The sequence below is a fragment of the Nocardioides sp. genome, assembly GCF_030655615.1.
GTDB lineage: Bacteria > Actinomycetota > Actinomycetes > Propionibacteriales > Nocardioidaceae > Nocardioides.
Window position 1 is genome coordinate 1 of record NZ_JAURVJ010000181.1, and the last position, 18,143, is coordinate 18,143.

The 18,143-nt window shown below is 70.5% G+C and carries 18 protein-coding genes; all 18 read left to right on the forward strand.

The window, feature by feature from the left end; all coding sequences use genetic code 11:
• Window positions 1-97 precede the first annotated feature (97 nt).
• The 18 genes from pgsA to Q7T52_RS15280 all read left to right on the forward strand — a co-directional run bounded on the left by pgsA (window position 98) and on the right by Q7T52_RS15280 (window position 17,946).
• On the forward strand, window positions 98-811 hold the full coding sequence (pgsA, locus tag Q7T52_RS15195; RefSeq protein ID WP_304803931.1) for a phosphatidylinositol phosphate synthase: 714 nt from the start codon (window positions 98-100) through the stop codon (window positions 809-811).
• Between the two features lie 19 nt (window positions 812-830).
• Window positions 831-1,736: a pyridoxal 5'-phosphate synthase lyase subunit PdxS gene (gene pdxS / locus Q7T52_RS15200; protein WP_304803933.1), complete on the forward strand. Its 906-nt coding sequence runs from the start codon at window positions 831-833 to the stop codon at window positions 1,734-1,736.
• A gap of 14 nt (window positions 1,737-1,750) precedes the next feature.
• The gene (locus Q7T52_RS15205; RefSeq protein WP_304803935.1) at window positions 1,751-3,265 is read left to right on the forward strand and encodes a carboxylesterase/lipase family protein; all 1,515 of its coding nucleotides are present in this window, start codon (window positions 1,751-1,753) and stop codon (window positions 3,263-3,265) included.
• Between the two features lie 325 nt (window positions 3,266-3,590).
• On the forward strand, window positions 3,591-4,178 hold the full coding sequence (locus Q7T52_RS15210; RefSeq protein ID WP_304803937.1) for an alternate-type signal peptide domain-containing protein: 588 nt from the start codon (window positions 3,591-3,593) through the stop codon (window positions 4,176-4,178).
• A 22-nt stretch (window positions 4,179-4,200) separates the two neighbouring features.
• Window positions 4,201-4,818 carry a signal peptidase I gene (locus Q7T52_RS15215; protein ID WP_304803939.1) on the forward strand — a complete coding sequence of 206 codons (618 nt, stop codon included), beginning with the start codon at window positions 4,201-4,203 and terminating at the stop codon, window positions 4,816-4,818.
• Window positions 4,815-5,501 carry an LPXTG cell wall anchor domain-containing protein gene (locus Q7T52_RS15220; protein ID WP_304803941.1) on the forward strand — a complete coding sequence of 229 codons (687 nt, stop codon included), beginning with the start codon at window positions 4,815-4,817 and terminating at the stop codon, window positions 5,499-5,501. The genes Q7T52_RS15215 and Q7T52_RS15220 overlap by 4 nt, the downstream gene beginning before the upstream one ends.
• Entirely contained in the window at window positions 5,498-6,184 is a 687-nt protein-coding gene (locus Q7T52_RS15225) for a TasA family protein (RefSeq protein WP_304803943.1), read from the forward strand. Before Q7T52_RS15220 ends, Q7T52_RS15225 begins: the two co-directional genes overlap by 4 nt.
• The gene (locus Q7T52_RS15230; RefSeq protein ID WP_304803945.1) at window positions 6,181-7,608 is read left to right on the forward strand and encodes a signal peptidase I; all 1,428 of its coding nucleotides are present in this window, start codon (window positions 6,181-6,183) and stop codon (window positions 7,606-7,608) included. The genes Q7T52_RS15225 and Q7T52_RS15230 overlap by 4 nt, the downstream gene beginning before the upstream one ends.
• A gap of 30 nt (window positions 7,609-7,638) precedes the next feature.
• A complete protein-coding gene (gene pdxT, locus Q7T52_RS15235) occupies window positions 7,639-8,229 on the forward strand; it encodes a pyridoxal 5'-phosphate synthase glutaminase subunit PdxT (RefSeq protein WP_304803946.1) in 591 nt (196 codons plus the stop codon).
• Window positions 8,230-8,254: 25 nt separating this feature from the next.
• Window positions 8,255-9,028, forward strand: a complete 774-nt coding sequence (locus Q7T52_RS15240; RefSeq protein WP_304803947.1) for a YebC/PmpR family DNA-binding transcriptional regulator — start codon at window positions 8,255-8,257, stop codon at window positions 9,026-9,028.
• A gap of 113 nt (window positions 9,029-9,141) precedes the next feature.
• Complete coding sequence (gene ruvC, locus Q7T52_RS15245) at window positions 9,142-9,657, forward strand: crossover junction endodeoxyribonuclease RuvC (RefSeq protein ID WP_304803961.1); 516 nt, start codon at window positions 9,142-9,144, stop codon at window positions 9,655-9,657.
• Window positions 9,654-10,262: a Holliday junction branch migration protein RuvA gene (gene ruvA, locus Q7T52_RS15250; protein ID WP_304803949.1), complete on the forward strand. Its 609-nt coding sequence runs from the start codon at window positions 9,654-9,656 to the stop codon at window positions 10,260-10,262. The genes ruvC and ruvA overlap by 4 nt, the downstream gene beginning before the upstream one ends.
• A gap of 12 nt (window positions 10,263-10,274) precedes the next feature.
• Window positions 10,275-11,339, forward strand: coding sequence for a Holliday junction branch migration DNA helicase RuvB (gene ruvB / locus Q7T52_RS15255; RefSeq protein ID WP_304803951.1), 1,065 nt, complete (start codon window positions 10,275-10,277; stop codon window positions 11,337-11,339).
• Window positions 11,340-11,479: 140 nt separating this feature from the next.
• Window positions 11,480-11,830: a preprotein translocase subunit YajC gene (gene yajC / locus Q7T52_RS15260; protein ID WP_304803953.1), complete on the forward strand. Its 351-nt coding sequence runs from the start codon at window positions 11,480-11,482 to the stop codon at window positions 11,828-11,830.
• 6 nt (window positions 11,831-11,836) lie between these two features.
• Window positions 11,837-13,756 carry a protein translocase subunit SecD gene (gene secD / locus Q7T52_RS15265; protein WP_304803955.1) on the forward strand — a complete coding sequence of 640 codons (1,920 nt, stop codon included), beginning with the start codon at window positions 11,837-11,839 and terminating at the stop codon, window positions 13,754-13,756.
• Entirely contained in the window at window positions 13,756-15,003 is a 1,248-nt protein-coding gene (secF, locus tag Q7T52_RS15270) for a protein translocase subunit SecF (RefSeq protein WP_304803957.1), read from the forward strand. The genes secD and secF overlap by 1 nt, the downstream gene beginning before the upstream one ends.
• A 5-nt stretch (window positions 15,004-15,008) precedes the next feature.
• On the forward strand, window positions 15,009-15,557 hold the full coding sequence (locus Q7T52_RS15275) for an adenine phosphoribosyltransferase (RefSeq protein WP_304803959.1): 549 nt from the start codon (window positions 15,009-15,011) through the stop codon (window positions 15,555-15,557).
• A 154-nt stretch (window positions 15,558-15,711) separates the two neighbouring features.
• Window positions 15,712-17,946, forward strand: coding sequence for a bifunctional (p)ppGpp synthetase/guanosine-3',5'-bis(diphosphate) 3'-pyrophosphohydrolase (locus Q7T52_RS15280; protein ID WP_304803962.1), 2,235 nt, complete (start codon window positions 15,712-15,714; stop codon window positions 17,944-17,946).
• The last annotated feature ends 197 nt before the right edge of the window (window positions 17,947-18,143 follow it).

Here is an 18,143-nt window from a genome sequence, read left to right on the forward strand (position 1 = left end):
GGGGTCTCTCTGATGGAGAGCCTGGGTGGCTCCGTGCACCGACACTACGCGCTGTTGATGAGGGTGGGTCCCACATCGATGCCCTAACCTGCTCCGCGTGCTGCAGACGAGCGTCCTGGACCGGTTCAAGGACTTCTGGCAGGGCGTCGTACTGCTGCCAGTGGTCAAGCTGTTCATCCGGCTGGGCATCAGCCCCGACACGGTGACCTTCGTCGGCACCGTCGGGGTCTGCGCTGGCGCGCTGGTGTTCTTCCCGACCGGCCACCTGCTGGCGGGCGTCCTGTTCATCACCGCCTTCGTCTTCAGCGACCTCGTCGACGGGAAGATGGCGCGCGAGCTCGGCCGGTCCTCCAAGTTCGGCGCCTTCTGGGACTCCACCCTCGACCGCCTCGGCGACGGCGCGATCTTCGGCGGCCTCGCCCTCTACTTCGCCGGCCCGGGCGACAGCTACCTCTACGAGTGCGTCTCCATCTACTGCCTCGTCATGGGGTCGGTGACCTCCTACGCCCGCGCCCGCGCCGAGTCGCTCGGCATGGACGCCAAGGGCGGGCTCGCCGAGCGGGCCGACCGGCTGGTGCTCGTCCTGGTCGCGGCGGGCCTGTCGGCCATCTTCGACCTGCCCGTCCTCCTCCACGTCGCCCTCTGGATCCTGGTCGCCGCCAACACCTACACGGTGGTCTTCCGGATCCAGAAGGTACGACGCCAGGCGCTGGTTCTCGACGGCCTCGCCGAGCCCGCCGCGGAGCCGGTCGTCGAGCCTGTTGTCGAGCCCACCCACCCGGGTGGCCCCGAATCCCCTGGCACCGTCTGATCGCCGTACGATCGGCGACATGACCGAGCTCTCGAACGACACCCCCGGAACCGGCACCACGCGGGTCAAGCGCGGCATGGCCGAGATGCTCAAGGGCGGCGTGATCATGGACGTCGTCACCGCCGAGCAGGCCCGGATCGCCGAGGACGCCGGAGCGGTCGCGGTGATGGCGCTCGAGCGGGTCCCGGCCGACATCCGCGCCCAGGGCGGCGTCAGCCGGATGAGCGACCCCGACATGATCGACAGCATCATCGACACGGTCTCGATCCCGGTGATGGCCAAGGCCCGGATCGGCCACTTCGCCGAGGCGCAGGTGCTGCAGAGCCTGGGTGTCGACTACATCGACGAGTCCGAGGTGCTGACCCCGGCCGACTACGCCAACCACATCGACAAGTGGTCGTTCACGGCCCCGTTCGTGTGTGGCGCCACCAACCTGGGCGAGGCCCTGCGCCGGCTGACCGAGGGCGCGGCGATGATCCGCTCCAAGGGCGAGGCCGGCACCGGTGACGTGTCCAACGCCGTCACCCACATGCGCACGATCCTGGGCGAGATCCGGCGGCTGTCGTCGCTGTCCAAGGACGAGCTCTACGTCGCCGCCAAGGACCTGCAGGCGCCGTACGACCTCGTCGCCGAGGTGGCCGCCCACGGCAAGCTGCCCGTCGTCCTCTTCACCGCCGGCGGCATCGCCACCCCCGCCGACGCCGCGATGATGATGCAGCTCGGCGCCGACGGCGTGTTCGTCGGCTCGGGCATCTTCAAGTCCGGCAACCCGGCCCAGCGCGCCGAGGCGATCGTCAAGGCGACGACCTTCCACGACGACCCCGACATGGTCGCCAAGGTCTCGCGGGGTCTCGGTGAGGCCATGGTCGGCATCAACGTCGAGGAAATCCCGCAGCCCCACCGGCTGGCCGAGCGCGGCTGGTAGGGCTTCCCCGCCCCGTGCGCCGCTACCTCCTCCCGGCCGCCCTCGCGGTCGTGGTGACGGTCGCGGCTGTGGTGGTCGTCCTGCTCGCCCTCCCCGGTGACCGGGTTGGCGTCACGGCGCCCGAGGTCACCGTGTCGACGTCGCCCCCGCCGACGGAGGCCCCGGTGCCGCTCGCCGACGTCGTCACGACGTCGTCCGGCCGCGTGCGCGGCGTGACCGACGGCTCGGTCCGCTCCTGGCTCGGGCTGCCGTACGCCGCCCCGCCCACCGGCCGACTCCGCTGGCGGCCGCCGCAGCCGGTCGATCCGTGGCGTCGCGTCCGCGACGCCTCCGCCTTCGGTGCCTCGTGCGTGCAGCCGAAGAGCTATGACTTCGGCGCGCGCACGCTGACCCAACGACCCGAGTCGTCCGAGGACTGTCTCTTCCTCAACGTCGCCCGCCCCGACGACGACGCCCGCGGGCTGCCGGTGGTGGTGTGGCTGCACGGCGGCGGCTTCTTCGCCGGCAACGGCGGCACCGCGATCAGCGAGGGCAGCGCGCTCGTGCAGCGCGGCATCGTGCTCGTCAGCGTCAACTACCGCCTCGGGCGACTCGGCTTCTTCGCCCACCCCGCCCTGCGCGAACGGGTCGCCAACTTCGGGCTGCTCGACCAGATCGCCGCGCTGCAATGGGTGCGGGACAACGCCGAGGCCTTTGGGGGAGACGCCGGGAACGTGACCCTGGCCGGCGGCTCCGCCGGCGCGATGTCGGTCAACGCCCTGATGTCGGCGCCCGTCGCCGACGGGCTCTACGAGCGGGCGATCGCCGAGTCGGCGCCGAGCGACGAGCGCTCGCTGACATTGTCGGAAGCGCGGGACCGGGGCGCGGCTGCGTTCCCCCGCCTCTCTCCCGCAGAGCTGCGCGCCCTCCCCTCGGAGCGGCTGCTCTCCTCGACCTTCAACACGCTCTCCGGCGACGCCCCGATCATCGACGCCGTGCTCCCGGCGTCGTCCTCCCGCGCGTTCGCCGACGGCACCGAGGCCCGCGTCCCCTACCTGACCGGTACGACCGCCGACGAGTTCTCCGACGACGACTACCGCTCGTTCGGGGTCGACCCGGAAGCCCTGCGAGCGTCGCTGGGGGGCGACGGCAACGCGACCCTCGAGGCGGCGTACGGCGACACGTTCGCCGCCGACGTCCTCGACGACCTGATCTTCGACCTGCCCGCCGTCGAGCGGGCCGTCTCGCACGGCCGCCGCGCCCCGACGTACCGCTACGTCTTCCGGGCCTCGGGCTACTCCGGCCACGGTGCCGAGGGCGCCTACGTCTTCGACACGGTGAGCGGTGGGCGCGACGGTCGGCTGTCCGACGCGGTGGCCGACTACTGGGTGGCGTTCGCGCGCACCGGGCGACCCGACGTGAGCGGGCTGCCCGCCTGGCCGGAGGCGGCCGAGTCGGCGTACCTGGTGCTTGAGCCGGACGGACCCACTCCGCACGACACCGACGTCGGTCTGACGCGGCTCGGAGCGCTCCGGCTTGCGCTCTCGTGAGTGTCCTCGGTCACGCGTTGCCCAACCAAACTGATTTCTAACCAGATGGCGCGTAACCTTGAGGCGTTCTTGAGGTTAGGTCCTGAGTACGTACCCCACGCCTTTATCTGGGTGGACTTCAATTGCATCAGCAATCCAGACACGCCGGGGCTACGAAGCCCTGGTCCGCCGCCTGACTCCCTGTCGGTCGGCGTTCCTCCCACGAGTGTCCGGACCGTATGACATCCCCCCACATGTCATCGCGCTGCACTGCTCTGCGCCGTGTTGTGCGACGACCTTCAGGAGATCTCTGCGCTCTGGTGGCTCGACTCCCAGAAGGATCGACATGAAGAAGACCACCAAGGGGGCGCTCGCCGCCTCGACCGCCGCCGTGCTCCTCCTCGGCGGCGCCGGCTCGCTCGCCTACTGGACCGCGACGGGCACCGCCAACGGCGGCGCCATCACGGCCGGCAAGCTCACCCTCAGCAACGGCACCTGCGACGCCAACTGGGTCTACGCCCCCGGCGCCCTGAAGGCCGGCACCACCGTGGCTCTGTTCGTGCCCGGTGACAAGGTCACCAAGAAGTGCACGTTCACCATCGGCGCCACGGGTGACAACCTGTCCGCCACCGTGAGCGCGCCTTCGACCGTGGCGTTCACGTCGGCGCCGACCGGGACCTCGTTCTCGATCACCAACGCCGCTACCTACGCCATCAGCGGCGGCACCAACCCGCGGACCGTCGCGAACGCCGGCGTCATCGACTCGCGCGACAACACCGGGGTCCTGACGGCGACCTTCGTCGCCACGGTTCCGTTCGGTACCGACGAGACCGGCACGCCGAAGATCAACGCCAACGACACCCAGAACCTCGTGGCGACCCTCAACACCCTCACGGTCAGCCTGACCCAGATCAACCCGAACCCCGGCCCCTGATCCAGGTCTGAGAACGCACCTCGTGTCCACCGTGGGAGTGACGGCGCACCGCCGCACCGAGCCGGCACCTCGCGTGCCGGCGCCGGTGCGGTGGGTGGGTGGCGTCCTCCTCTGGGCGGCCATCCTGGGGTGTCTCTCGGCTCTGGTCGTCGGGGTCCTCGTGCCCCGCCTCGCGGGTGCGACGCCGTACACCATCCTCACCGGCTCGATGGTGCCCCACTACCCGCCCGGAACCCTGGTGGTGGACAAGCCGGTCGATCCTGAGGACATCGCGATCGGCACGGTCGTGACCTACCAGCTGCACTCCGGTGAGCCGACCGTCGTGACCCACCGCGTCGTCGCCGTCAACACCGACCTCACCGGCAAGGTCACCTTCACCACCCAGGGCGACGCCAACGAGGCGCCCGACGCCAAGCCCGTCATCCCGGAGCAGATCCGAGGACAGCTCTGGTACGCCGTGCCCTACCTCGGTTACGCCAACAACTGGCTGACCGGCCACCAGCGACAGACCCTGGTCTACCTCGTGGCGGGATCGCTGGGGCTCTACGCCCTCAGCATGTTCGTGGGCTCGCTCCGCGACCGGCGCCGGACCAGCTCGACCAGGACCACCAATCGTCAGGAGGAGCCGTGCGACGCATGACCACGCTGCTCCTCCTCGTCGGCCTCGTGCTGCTCTCGGTGGGAGCGACCGTCACTGCCGCCAGTGCCGATGACGACACCCTCCAGGTGAGCGCAGACGGCGTCACCTGGAGCCAGAACCTGAAGGCTCCGCTGTTCGAGCCGCGCATCCGGTGGGTGCCCGGCGACGTGCGGGAGCGCACCTTCTACGTCCGCAACAACCGCCCCGACGCGGGCGACCTCCAGCTCGTGGTCGAGCGTGCCAAGCAGGACGCCCTCCTCGAGACCGGGACGCTCACGCTCGCCGCTCGAGCCGGCAACGGTCCCTGGACCGAGATCGAGTCGGGTGGACGCCACGCGCTCATCGACGACGACGCGATCGGCGGGCGCGACGAGGTCAAGGTGCAGGTCCGCGCGACGATGGACTACGACGCCCCCAACGGCACCATGGTGCTCGACTCCGACCTCGCGTTCGACCTCCGCCTGACCGACTCCGACGCCGGTACCAACACCGGTACCAACACCGGTGGCGGTAGCGGCGGTGGCACCTCGGACGGTGACGGCAACGCCGGCGCCTCCGGCAACCTGCCCGACACGGGCGCCCAGCTTCGACCCTGGCTGCTGCCGTTCGCCCTGCTCCTGCTGGGCTTCGGCGCGCTGCTGGTCACCCGACGCACGACCGACGACGAGGAGCAGCACCCATGAGGAGCACGAGCGGTAGTCACGCCGCCACGAGACCGCGCACCGGCTGGTGGGCGCGTCTCACGAGCACCCGCAGTCGCGCCCTGCTCTCGCTGGTCGCCATCGTGGCCCTCGTCCCGGGTCTCGGCGCCCAGGGCACGTTCGCCTTCTGGACCGACGACGCGACCGCCAACGGCGGATCGTTCACCTCCGGCACGCTCGACCTCCGGATCAACGACGCCAACGCCTACGCGACGACCACGCTCGGCATGACGAACATGGTGCCCGGCGCGTCGTCGGCCGAGGTCCTGACCATCAAGAACAGCGGCACCGTGCCGCTCAAGTACACCCTCACCGGCGGCCTCACCGGCGCCGACGCCGCGATCTACAGCAGCACCGCGGTGCTCAAGCTCGTGATCCGTTCCGGCGGCACCAAGACGGGCACCGGCAGCACCTCGACCTGCACCGGCGGCATCGAGATCACCACGGCCGGAGGGGTTGCGCTGACCAGCACGACCACGACCTCGATCCTCGCCAAGCGCCCCACCGCAGCCCTGGTCCCCTTCGTCTCGCCGTCCACCGGCATCGAGACGCTCTGCTTCCAGGTCACGTTCGACAACACGATCGCGAGTGCCCAGCAGGCCAACCTCCAGAACAAGACGGTGGCGGCCACCTTCACCGCCTCGGCCACCACCGACCTCACATGACCGATTCCCGCCCCGCTCGGATCGCCCGGGAGACCGCCCTGACGATCGGGGCCCTCCTCGGGGTCATCTGCCTGCTAGCGGGCATCGCCAACGTCGTCTTCGACGTCAAGCCCCTGGTCTTCCGCTCAGGGTCCATGGCTCCGGCGATCGACACCGGCGACCTCGCGTTCAGCCGGACCATCCCTGCCTCGAGCGTCGAGACGGGCGACATCGTCTCGGTGCTCACCTCGGGCGGGGAGCGGGTCACCCACCGCGTGGTCGAGGTCGCCCCGGGCAACGACGGCGCCTACCTGCTGACGCTGCAGGGTGACGCCAACGACTCGCCCGACGAAGAGGTCTACACCGTCACCGAGGTCCCGCGCGTGCTGTTCCACGTGCCCCACGCGGGCTACGTGATCGCCTGGCTGACCAGCCGTACGGCGCTCGTCCTGCTCGGACTGGTCGGCGTGGGGCTGGTCGTGCTGGTCATGCGCGGCACCGGCTCCGGGACGCCCGGGCCGGGCCCCGGCACCTCCGGGGGTGCCGGCTCGGGCGGCAAGCGCCGCGCGCCGGGTCGTCGACGACACGGCGACCGGGTGGCCGCCCGGAGCGTGCCGCGCCGCCGGCTGCTGATCGGGGCCGTGCTCGGAACGCTCGTGCTCGGGGGTGCGCCTGCTTGGGCGGCCTGGGTCGACAACAACACGGCGACGGCGACCTTCACCGCCAACAAGTACTTCACCTGCGACGCTGCTGTGCTGGGGTCCGCTCCTGTTGCATCGCGGTTCTTCTACTGGAAGCTCGACGAGGGCGCGCTCAACCTCGGTGCTGCTGACTCCTCGGGTGGCACCAACCGCGGAGGTTCCTACAACGGCGGCGTAGCCTACGGCGCCGCCAAGGCGTGCGCCCGCGACACCGGGTCGGCCGTCACCCTGAACGGTTCCAGTGGCTACGTCAGTTCGGGGCCACTTGTTGCGGCTGTCGCGGGACCCAACACCTTCACGGTCTCGATCTGGTTCAAGACGACGACGGCCGGTGGCAAGCTCATCGGCTTCGGAAGCGCCAGGACGGGTCAGTCGGGCCAGTACGACCGACACATCTACATGACCAACAGCGGAGCCTTGAGCTTCGGCGTCTACACGGGTGCGACGCAGACCATCACCTCCGCAGGTCCCTACAACGACAATGCGTGGCACCAGGCCGTGGCCTCGCTGTCCAGCGCCGGGATGAAGTTCTACATCGACGGCGTCGCCGTGCCCGGCTCGCTGCCGGGCGTGACGACCGGCGAGAACTACAGCGGTTGGTGGCGGGTCGGGTACGACAACGTCAACGCCTGGCCCAGCCAGCCCTCGAACTACTTCTTCACCGGCACCGTCGACGAAGCAGCCGTCTACACTGCGGCTCTCTCCGATGCCGACATTGCGGCGGGGTACGCAGCCGGGCGCTGAGCATCCGGTCGCCATCCCTACGATCGAGAGGTGACCAGCCCGACGATCGGCGTCCTCGCCCTCCAGGGCGACGTCCGCGAGCACCTGCGAGCGCTGACCTCGCTCGGCGTCGACGCGACCGCCGTACGCCGGCCCGCGGAGCTCGACGCGGTCGACGGCCTGGTGCTCCCCGGTGGTGAGTCGACCACGATCGCCAAGCTGGCCCGTACCTTCGACCTGCTCGAGCCGCTGCGGCTGCGGGTCAAGGAGGGGCTGCCGGTGCTCGGCACCTGCGCGGGCATGATCCTGCTGGCCGACCGCATCCTCGACGGGGCCGACGGCCAGGAGACGATCGGCGGACTCGACGTCACCGTGCGCCGCAACGCGTTCGGGCGGCAGGTCGACTCGTTCGTGGGACCGGTGGAGGTCACCGGGCTCGACCGGCCGGTGCACGGGGTCTTCATCCGCGCGCCCTGGGTCGAGGCGGTCGGGCCGGGAGTCGAGGTGCTGGCCCGGGTCGACGACCCCGATAGGATCGTGATGGTGCGACAGGGCGCGCTCATGGCGACGTCCTTCCACCCCGAGGTCGGTGACGATCCGCGGGTCCACGGCATGTTCGTGGACCTCGTGACGCAGCCGTAGAACAGCAAGCGTGGAAGAGGTAGGCATGTCCGGGCACTCCAAGTGGGCGACCACCAAGCACAAGAAGGCCGCGCTCGACTCCAAGCGCAGCAAGCTGACGACCAAGCTGATCAAGACGATCGAGGTCGCGGCGCGCATGGGTGGGGGTGACCCCGCGGGCAACCCGACGCTCTTCGACGCGATCCAGAAGGCCAAGAAGTCGTCGGTCACCAAGGACAACATCGAGCGCGCGGTCAAGCGCGGCTCCGGAGCCGAGACCGGCGGCGCCGACTACCAGACGATCATGTACGAGGGCTACGGCCCCGGCGGCGTCGCGATCCTCATCGAGTGCCTCACCGACAACAAGAACCGCGCCGCCATGGAGGTCCGCACCGCCATGTCGCGCAACGGCGGCTCGCTGGCCGACCCGGGCTCGGTGTCGTTCCTGTTCCACCGCAAGGGCGTCGTGCTCGTGCCGGTCGACCAGGACGGCAAGACGATCGGCGAGGACGACGTCCTCGAGGCCACGCTCGAGGCCGGCGCCGACGAGGTCAACGACCTCGGCGACAACCTCGAGGTGATCAGCGAGGCGACCGACCTGGTCGGCGTACGCACGGCGCTGCAGGCGGCCGGCATCGACTACGACTCGGCCGAGGCGTCGTTCGTCCCCGACAACAAGATCGCGCTCGACGCCGACGGCGCCGCGAAGTTCTTCCAGCTCTTCGACGTCCTCGAGGACCTCGACGACGTGCAGAACCTCTTCGCCAACTACGACGTCTCCGACGACGTGCTGGCCGAGCTCGAGAGCGCCGACGCCTGACCTCCCGCGTGTCGCACCACCACCCGGGGCCACCCAGCACCTAGCGTGTCTCCCGAACACACGTTCGACGTGGCGTGTGCGGGGCAGACAGGGACGGTGAGCGGGTGCGCGTGCTGGGGATCGACCCCGGGCTGACCCGGATGGGCATGGGGGTCGTCGAGGGTGACGTGGGCCGGCCGCTGCGGCTGGTCGACGTCAACGTCATCCGTACGTCGTCCACGCTGTCCACGCCCGAGCGGCTCGTCACCATCGAGAAGGGCGTCGACGCCTGGATCGAGGAGCACGCCCCCGACGCGGTGGCGATCGAGCGCGTGTTCGCGCGGTCCGACGTGAGCACGGTCATGGGCACCGCCCAGGCCAGCGGCATCGCCATGGTCTGCGCCGCCCGCCGCGGCATCCCGGTCGCCATGCACACCCCTAGCGAGGTCAAGGCCGCCGTCTCCGGCAACGGCCGCGCCGACAAGGCCCAGGTGGGCGCCATGGTGACGCGCATCCTGCGGCTCGACGCGATGCCCAAGCCGGCCGACGCCGCCGACTCCCTGGCCCTGGCCATCACCCACATCTGGCGCGGCGGCGCCCAGGCCCGTATCGACGCCGCGGTCGCCGCGGCCGGCAGGAGGACCCGATGATCGCCTACGTCCGCGGCCAGGTCGCCGGCGTCACGCTCAACAGCGCCGTCGTCGACGTCGGGGGAGTCGGGCTCGAGCTCATGTGCACGCCCAACACGCTCGCCACCCTCCGCACCGGCCAGCCGGCGACGCTGCCGACGAGCATGGTCGTCCGCGAGGACAGCCTGACCCTCTTCGGGTTCGTCGACGACGACGAGAAGTCGATGTTCGAGCTCGTCCAGACCGCCTCCGGCGTCGGACCCAAGGTCGCCCAAGCCATCACCGCCGTCCTCGCCCCCGACGACCTGCGCCGCGCCATCGCCGGCGACGACGTCAAGACCCTGACCCGCGTCCCCGGCATCGGCCAGAAGGGCGCGCAGCGGATCATCCTCGAGCTCAAGGACCGGATCGGGGCCCCCACCGGCTCTCGCTCCGGCGCGCCGGCGCTCGGATCGGTCGCCGCCGCCGACCTCTGGCGCGACCAGGTCCACCAGGGCCTCATCGGCCTGGGCTGGGGTCCCAAGGACGCCGAGAAGGCCATCGACGCCGTCGCCGACCAGGCGGGCGACCAGCCCGACGTCGGCGCGCTCCTCCGGGCGGCGCTCCGCGCGCTGAGCAAGGCCTGACAGGCTGACTGCGTGCACGACGACGACCTCGAGATCGCCGAGGAACAGCACCTGCGCTCGCTCACGGCCGCCGAGGCCGACGGCGACGAGCGGGCGATCGAGGCCGCACTGCGCCCACGCACCCTCGACGAGGTCGTCGGCCAGGTCCGCGTCCGCGAGCAGCTCGGCCTGGTGCTCGAAGCCGCCCGCCGCCGCGGTCGGGCCCCCGACCACGTGCTGCTGTCCGGCCCGCCCGGGCTCGGCAAGACCACGCTGGCGATGATCATCGCCGCCGAGATGACCACCCCGCTGCGCCTGACCAGCGGCCCCGCGATCACCCACGCCGGCGACCTCGCCGCGATCCTGTCGGGGCTCAACGAGGGCGACGTGCTCTTCATCGACGAGATCCACCGGATGTCGCGCCCCGCCGAGGAGATGCTCTACCTCGCGATGGAGGACTTCCGCGTCGACGTCGTCATCGGCAAGGGCCCCGGCGCCACCGCGATCCCGCTCGAGATCCCGCCCTTCACGCTCGTCGGGGCCACGACCCGCGCCGGCCTGCTGCCCGGGCCGCTGCGCGACCGGTTCGGGTTCACCGGCCACCTCGAGTTCTACGAGCCGGCCGACCTCGACCGCATCGTCCACCGCTCGGCCGGGCTGCTCGACGTACCCCTGACCGACGAGGGATCGGCCGAGATCGCCTCCCGCTCCCGCGGCACGCCGCGCGTCGCCAACCGGCTGCTGCGCCGGGTCCGCGACTTCGCCCAGGTGCGCGCCGACGGCGTCGTCACCCTCGACGTCGCCCACGCCACGCTCGACCTCTACGAGGTCGACCGGCTCGGCCTCGACCGGCTCGACCGCGCCGTCATCGACGTGCTCTGCCGGCGGTTCGCCGGCGGCCCCGTCGGCGTGTCGACGCTCGCCGTCGCCGTGGGGGAGGAGCGCGAGACCGTCGAGGAGGTCGCCGAGCCGTTCCTCGTGCGACTCGGCTTCCTGGCCCGCACGCCCCGCGGCCGCATCGCCACGCCCGCCGCCTGGCACCACCTCGGACTCACCCCACCGCGGACCCCCGACGAGGGAACTCTCTTCGACCCCTGAGACGTTAGGCAGACGGTCGGCAATTGGTCCGGGGGCACACCCTCACGGCTACACTCGTCTGTCGGCCGGTCGCGTTCCAGCGGCGCCGCGCTCCCTGTGCGACATCCCCAGATGTCGTTCAACACTGAGAGGTCTCGTTCGTGGAAGGGCTTGTCCCGCTGTTGCCCATCGTGGGCATCTTTCTCGTCTTCTGGCTCCTGGTGATCCGTCCCGGCGTGCGCCGTGAGCGGGACCGCCGCGCGATGCAGTCCGAGCTGGTCGTCGGTGACGCCGTCATCCTCACCTCCGGCTTCTTCGGCACCATCGTGGCGCTCCACGACGACCGTGCCGAGATCGAGCTCGCCCCCGGTACGACGGTCACCGTCGCCCTGGGTGCCGTCGCCGGCCCGCAGCCCGAGTCCGACACCCCGACCGACTCCCAGACCCCTGACCTGCACAAGACGACGAACGACTCGGAGACGTCCTCGGCGTCCGAGTCCGAGGAGAGCTGAACAACAGTGGCGAAGAAGCAGGCCCGTCCGGGACGCACCCTCGTGGTGTTCCTCCTGGGCTTGGCGATCCTCTACGGGCTCGTGGCCCTGGCCGGCCAGGACAACGACGCTGACAAGAGCGCCTGGAAGCCGGCCCTCGGCCTCGACCTCCAGGGCGGCACCCGCATCACCCTGCGCGCCGAGAACGAGCCCAGCGGCGACAACCTCGAGGAGGCGCGCAAGATCATTGACCAGCGCGTCAACGGCTCCGGCATCTCCGAGGCCGAGGTCGTCACCCAGGGTGACAACCTCGTCGTCGTCGAGATCCCGGGCGACCCGCGCCGCGACCTCGTCGCCACCGTCGAGCGCACCGCCCAGCTGCGGTTCCGCCTCGTCGCCTGCTCCGACTTCCGGCCGTGCCAGGCCGCCTCGGCCGACCCGACGATCCCGTCGACGGCCGACCCCAACGCCCCGGTCGCGCCGAGCGCCACCGGCACGCCCGCGCCCAGCGCCCCGGCCACCAGCGCCCCGGCCACGAGTGCCCCGGCGACCGACGCACCGACCACGGCCAACCGCGTGGCCCCCGGCTTCGCCGACAACTCGACGACCGAGCCGACCACCGAGCCCACCACAGAGCCGACGAGTGCGCCGACGACCGAGGCGACCACCGCCCCGACCGACCCGACCTCGACCGACACACCCAGCGGCGAGACGCCCACGGCCCCGGTCGACTCCGAGTCCTTCGACGCCAACGCGGTCGCCCCGGTCGACGAGGCCCTCGCGTTCATGCGCGGCAGCTACACCCAGGCCGACGTCGACCAGTTCAACGCCTACGTCTGCAACGAGGACGGCACGGTCGAGAAGAGCCCCGACGCCGGCGACGACGTACCTGCCGCGCCGGTCGACGACCCGCTCAAGCCGCTCGTCGCCTGCCAGCCGGCCGAGGAGGCCCAGGGCGACACGCCCGCCACCCCGGCCGCCAAGTACCTGCTCTCGCCCGCCGTCATCCAGGGCACCGACCTCAAGGACGCCAGCTACGGCATCCCGCAGGGCCAGCTCGCCTACTCCGTCACGCTCGACATCGGCGGCAAGGGCGAGGACGTCTTCGGCCAGGTCTCCAGCGAGCTGACCAAGGGCCCCGACGGCGACAACTTCGCCATGGTGCTCGACGGCGTCGTGCTCTCGGCTCCCTACTTCAGCTCGGTGATCTCCGACGGCAACGCGCAGATCGACGGCAAGTTCAGCGAGGCCGACGCCAAGGGACTCGCCACGAGCCTCAAGTACGGCTCGCTGCCGATCCAGTTCGAGTCCAACACCGAGACGATCGGGCCCTCCCTCGCCGGGGACCAGCTCTCCGCGGGCCTCACCGCCGGCGCCTTCGGTCTCGGCCTGGTGCTCATCTACTGCCTGCTCTACTACCGCGGCCTCGGCACCGTCGTCGTCGCGTCGCTGCTCGCCGCGGCGGCCGTGACCTACGCCCTCGTCCTGCTGCTCAGCGAGACCGCCGGCTTCGTGCTGACCCTGCCCGGCATCGCGGGCCTGATCATCGCGGTCGGTGTGACCGCCGACTCCTTCATCATCTTCTTCGAACGCATCCGAGACGAGATGCGCGAGGGCAAGTCGATGCGGGTCGCGGTCGAGACCGGCTGGAAGCGCGCCCGGGTCACCCGGCTCGCGGCCCAGGTCGTGTCGCTGCTCTCGGCGGCCGTCCTCTACATCTTCGCCACCGGCGCGGTGAAGGGCTTCGGCTTCGCGCTGGGCCTCACCACCATCGTCGACCTGGCGATCCTGTTCTGGTTCACCAAGCCGATGGTGTCGTGGCTCGCCCGCTTCACCTTCTTCAACAGCGGTCACCGGTTCTCCGGCCTGAGCCGGGGCACCCTCGGCCTCGACGGGCCGACGACCACCCCGAAGAAGTCAGCCGCAACCGTGGGAGGCAGGGCCTGATGGGCAAGTTCTCGAGGCTCGGAAACGACCTCTACAACGGTCACAAGTCCTACGACTTCGTCCACCGTCGCGCGCTCTGGTACTCCATCACCGGCGGCATCGTGCTGCTCGCGTTCGTCGCGCTCTTCGTCCGCGGCCTCAACTTCGGCATCGAGTTCACCGGCGGCACCGAGTTCCGGGTGCCGACCGACAACACGTCGCAGACGCTGGCCGAGGACGTCCGCGAGGCCGTCGTCGACAGCGAGGTCCCCGGCACCGAGGCTGCCGTCGTCACCACCGCCGGCGACTCGATCCTGATCCAGGTCGAGGAGCTCACCCCCGAGCAGAGCGACACCGTGGCCGAGGCGATCCAGGGCATCATCCCGGTCGACGACGACGACATCACCCGCTCCGAGCTCGGCGCGAGCTGGGGCCAGGACGTCGCCAACCGCGCCATCCTCGGCGTGTTCGTGTTCCTCGTCCTGGTGCTGCTCTTCATCGCGCTCTACTTCCGCGAGTGGAAGATGTCGGCCGCGGCCCTCGTCGCGCTGATCCACGACGTCGTCATCACCATGGGCGTCTACGCCCTGTCGGGCTTCCAGGTGACGCCTGCAGCGGTCACCGGCCTGCTGGCGATCCTCGGCTTCTCGCTCTACGACACCGTCGTCGTGTTCGACAAGATCAAGGAAAACACGCGTGACATGCGCAAGAACCGCCAGACCTACGCCGTCGCGGCCAACCTCGCGGTCAACCAGACGCTGGTCCGCTCGGTCAACACCGGCATCGTCGCGCTGATCCCGATCGGCGCGATCCTGTGGATCAGTGCCGCCCAGCTCGGCGCCAGCTCGCTGCAGGACCTCGCCCTGTCGCAGTTCGTCGGCATGGCCGTCGGCGTCTACTCCTCGGTCGTGCTCGCGCCTCGCGTGCTCGTCCAGCTGAAGTCGACCGAGAACGAGGTCAAGATCGCCGAGAAGCGGGCCAAGTCGCGCGAACGCGCGGCCGCCGACCGCTACGCCACGGTCCCCGCCTTCACCGACGACCTGCCGGTGGGCGACGACCCCGACGTCGACGACGACCTCGACCTGGACGACGACGAGGTCGAGACGACCACGACGCCGACCCTGACCAAGTCCCGGCCCTCCGCCGGGGGCAGCACCGAGGCCGGTCGCGGCCGCGTCGTGCCGCCCTCGCGTGGACCGCTGGGCCAGAGCGGCTCCTCGGGTCGCGTCCAGCCGACGCGTCAGCCCAAGTCCAAGCGCGGGAAGTAGTCGTCGTGGACCGGTCAGGCGCCGCCGCCGACGCCCTCGCCCGGCTGGTCCTCGACGTACCCGACTTCCCCGAGCCGGGGATCGTCTTCAAGGACATCACCCCGCTGCTGGGCGACCCGGCCGGCTTCGCCGCCGTCGTCGACGCCCTCGCGGCGGCCGGCCGTGACGCCGACGGCACCGTGGTCGTCGACAAGGTGGTCGGCATGGAGGCCCGCGGGTTCATCTTCGCGGCCCCGGTCGCGATAGCCCTCGGTGTCGGGTTCGTCCCGGTCCGCAAGGCCGGCAAGCTCCCGCGCGAGACCTACGCCGTCTCCTACGAGCTCGAGTACGGCGAGGCGACCCTCGAGCTCCACCGCGACGGCGTCGCCCCGGGGGAGCGGGTGCTGCTCGTCGACGACGTGCTGGCGACCGGCGGCACCGTGGCCGCCACCCGCGACCTGGTGGCCGCCTGCGGCGGCGAGACCGTCGGTGTGGCCGTCCTGATGGAGCTCTCTTTCCTGCCCGGGCGCGAGACCGCGGGCGACATTCCCATCACCGCGCTCGCCGTCATCTAGCCCGCCCTAGACTGACTTAATGACGGAGGAGCGCACGGCCCCGAGCACCGGTCGCCGTACGTTGTCCCCGCAGCAGTCGCCGCCACGTCACGACGTGCCCGCCGAGAGCCCGCCGGCCGACGCGACCTCCGGTCCGACGGGCCCGGGGCGCGGCATGCGCGCCAAGCTCGCCCGCATCGGCACCCGCGGACCGGGGGTCAACCCGGTGCTCGAGCCGCTCTTCCGAGCGGTGCGCGCCAACCACCCCAAGGCCGACCTGGCCCTGCTCGAGCGCGCCTACACGACCGCCGAGAAGATGCACGGCAGCCAGATGCGTAAGAGCGGTGACCCCTACATCACCCACCCGCTCGCCGTCACGACCATCCTGGCCGGCATCGGGATGACCGAGGCGACGCTGGTCGCAGCGTTGCTCCACGACACCGTCGAGGACACGCCCTACACGCTGGAGCAGTGTCGCGAGGACTTCGGCGACGAGGTCGCCCAGATGGTCGACGGCGTGACCAAGCTCGACAAGGTCCAGTACGGCGACTCGGCGCAGGCCGAGACCATCCGCAAGATGATCGTCGCGATGTCGCGCGACATCCGGGTCCTCGTCATCAAGCTCGCCGACCGGCTCCACAACATGCGGACCCTGCGCTACGTGCCCCTCAAGAGCCAGGAGCGCACCGCCCGCGAGACGCTCGACATCTATGCCCCGCTGGCCCACCGGCTCGGCATGAACACGATCAAGTGGGAGCTCGAGGACCTCGCGTTCGCGACGCTGCACCCCAAGATCTACGACGAGATCGTCCGGATGGTCGCCGAGCGCGCGCCGTCGCGCGACAGCTTCCTGGCCGAGGTGATCACCCAGGTCGAGAAGGACCTGCGCGAGGCCAAGGTCAAGGCCACCGTCACCGGTCGACCCAAGCACTACTACTCGATCTACCAGAAGATGATCGTCGGCGGCCGCGAGTTCTCCGACATCTACGACCTGGTCGGCATCCGCATCCTCGTCGACGAGGACCGCGAGTGCTACTCCGTCCTCGGCGTGCTCCACTCGCGCTGGAACCCGGTGCTCGGCCGGTTCAAGGACTACGTCGCGATGCCGAAGTTCAACATGTACCAGTCGCTCCACACGACCGTCATCGGTCCCCAGGGCAAGCCCGTCGAGATGCAGATCCGCACCTTCGGGATGCACCGCCGCGCCGAGTACGGCGTCGCGGCGCACTGGAAGTACAAGGAGGACGGCCGCGAGGGCCGCGACACCGACCGCCGCGGCGACGTCGACGACATGACGTGGGTGCGCCAGCTGCTCGACTGGCAGTCCGAGGTCGAGGACCCGGGCGAGTTCCTCGAGTCGCTGCGCTTCGAGATCAACCGCGCCGAGACCTACGTGTTCACCCCGCGCGGCGACGTCATCGCGCTGCCGTCGGGCTCGACCCCGGTCGACTTCGCCTACGCCGTCCACACTGAGGTCGGGCACCACACCATCGGCGCCCGGGTCAACGGCCGCCTGGTGCCGCTGGAGTCGCCGCTCGAGAACGGCGACGTGATCGAGGTCTTCACCTCCAAGTCGGTCAACGCCGGCCCGTCACGCGACTGGCTGACCTTCGTCCGCTCACCGCGGGCGCGCTCCAAGATCCGGCAGTGGTTCACCAAGGAGCGCCGCGAGGAGGCGGTCGAGCGCGGTAAGGACCAGATCGCCAAGCTCATGCGCAAGGAGGGGCTGCCGATCAAGCGGCTGCTCACCCACGAGTCGCTCAACCAGGTCGCCGACCACTTCAAGCTCGCCGACGTGACGGCCCTGTTCGCCGCGGTCGGCGAGAACAACCTGTCCGCACAGGCCGTCGTACGCCGCGTGATCGAGATGAACGGCGGCGACGAGGGCGTCCAGGAGGACCTCGCCGAAGCCGTCACCATCACCGGTCGCCGCGGTCGCTCCCGCGTCGGCAGCGGCGGCTCCGACTCCGGGGTCATCGTCAAGGGCTCGCCCGACGTCTGGGTCAAGCTCGCCAAGTGCTGCACGCCCGTCCCGCCCGACGACATCCTCGGCTTCGTCACCAAGGGCGGCGGCGTCTCGGTCCACCGCCTCGACTGCACCAACGCCGCCGAGCTGCAGACCCAGCCCGAGAAGGTCCTCGAGGTCGAGTGGGCGCCGACGGGTCAGTCGACCTTCCTGGTCAACATCCAGGTCGAGGCCCTCGACCGCGCCCGTCTGCTCTCGGACATCACCATGGTGCTCTCCGACGCCCACGTGAACATCCTCTCCGCCAACCTCTCCACCACCCGCGACCGCGTCGCCAAGTCGCGCTTCACCTTCGAGATGGCCGAGGCCAAGCACCTCGACACCGTCCTCAAGGCCGTGCGTGGGGTTCCGGGTGTGTTCGACGCCTATCGCGTGACGGCGTAGTCCCGACGTCGGCTGAGGTGCGAGCGCCTACGTCGGCTGAGGTGCGAGCGCAGCGAGCCTCGAAGCCACGTCTGTCGCGTGGTGTCACGGGTTGTCCGGGTCGGGTGGCCGCGCGCGTAGCAGACCGCGTCTCGGCGTCAAGGACGCCTTCGGCGCCGCTTCGCGGTCGCTGCGCGATCCTTGACTCCGAGCCTCTC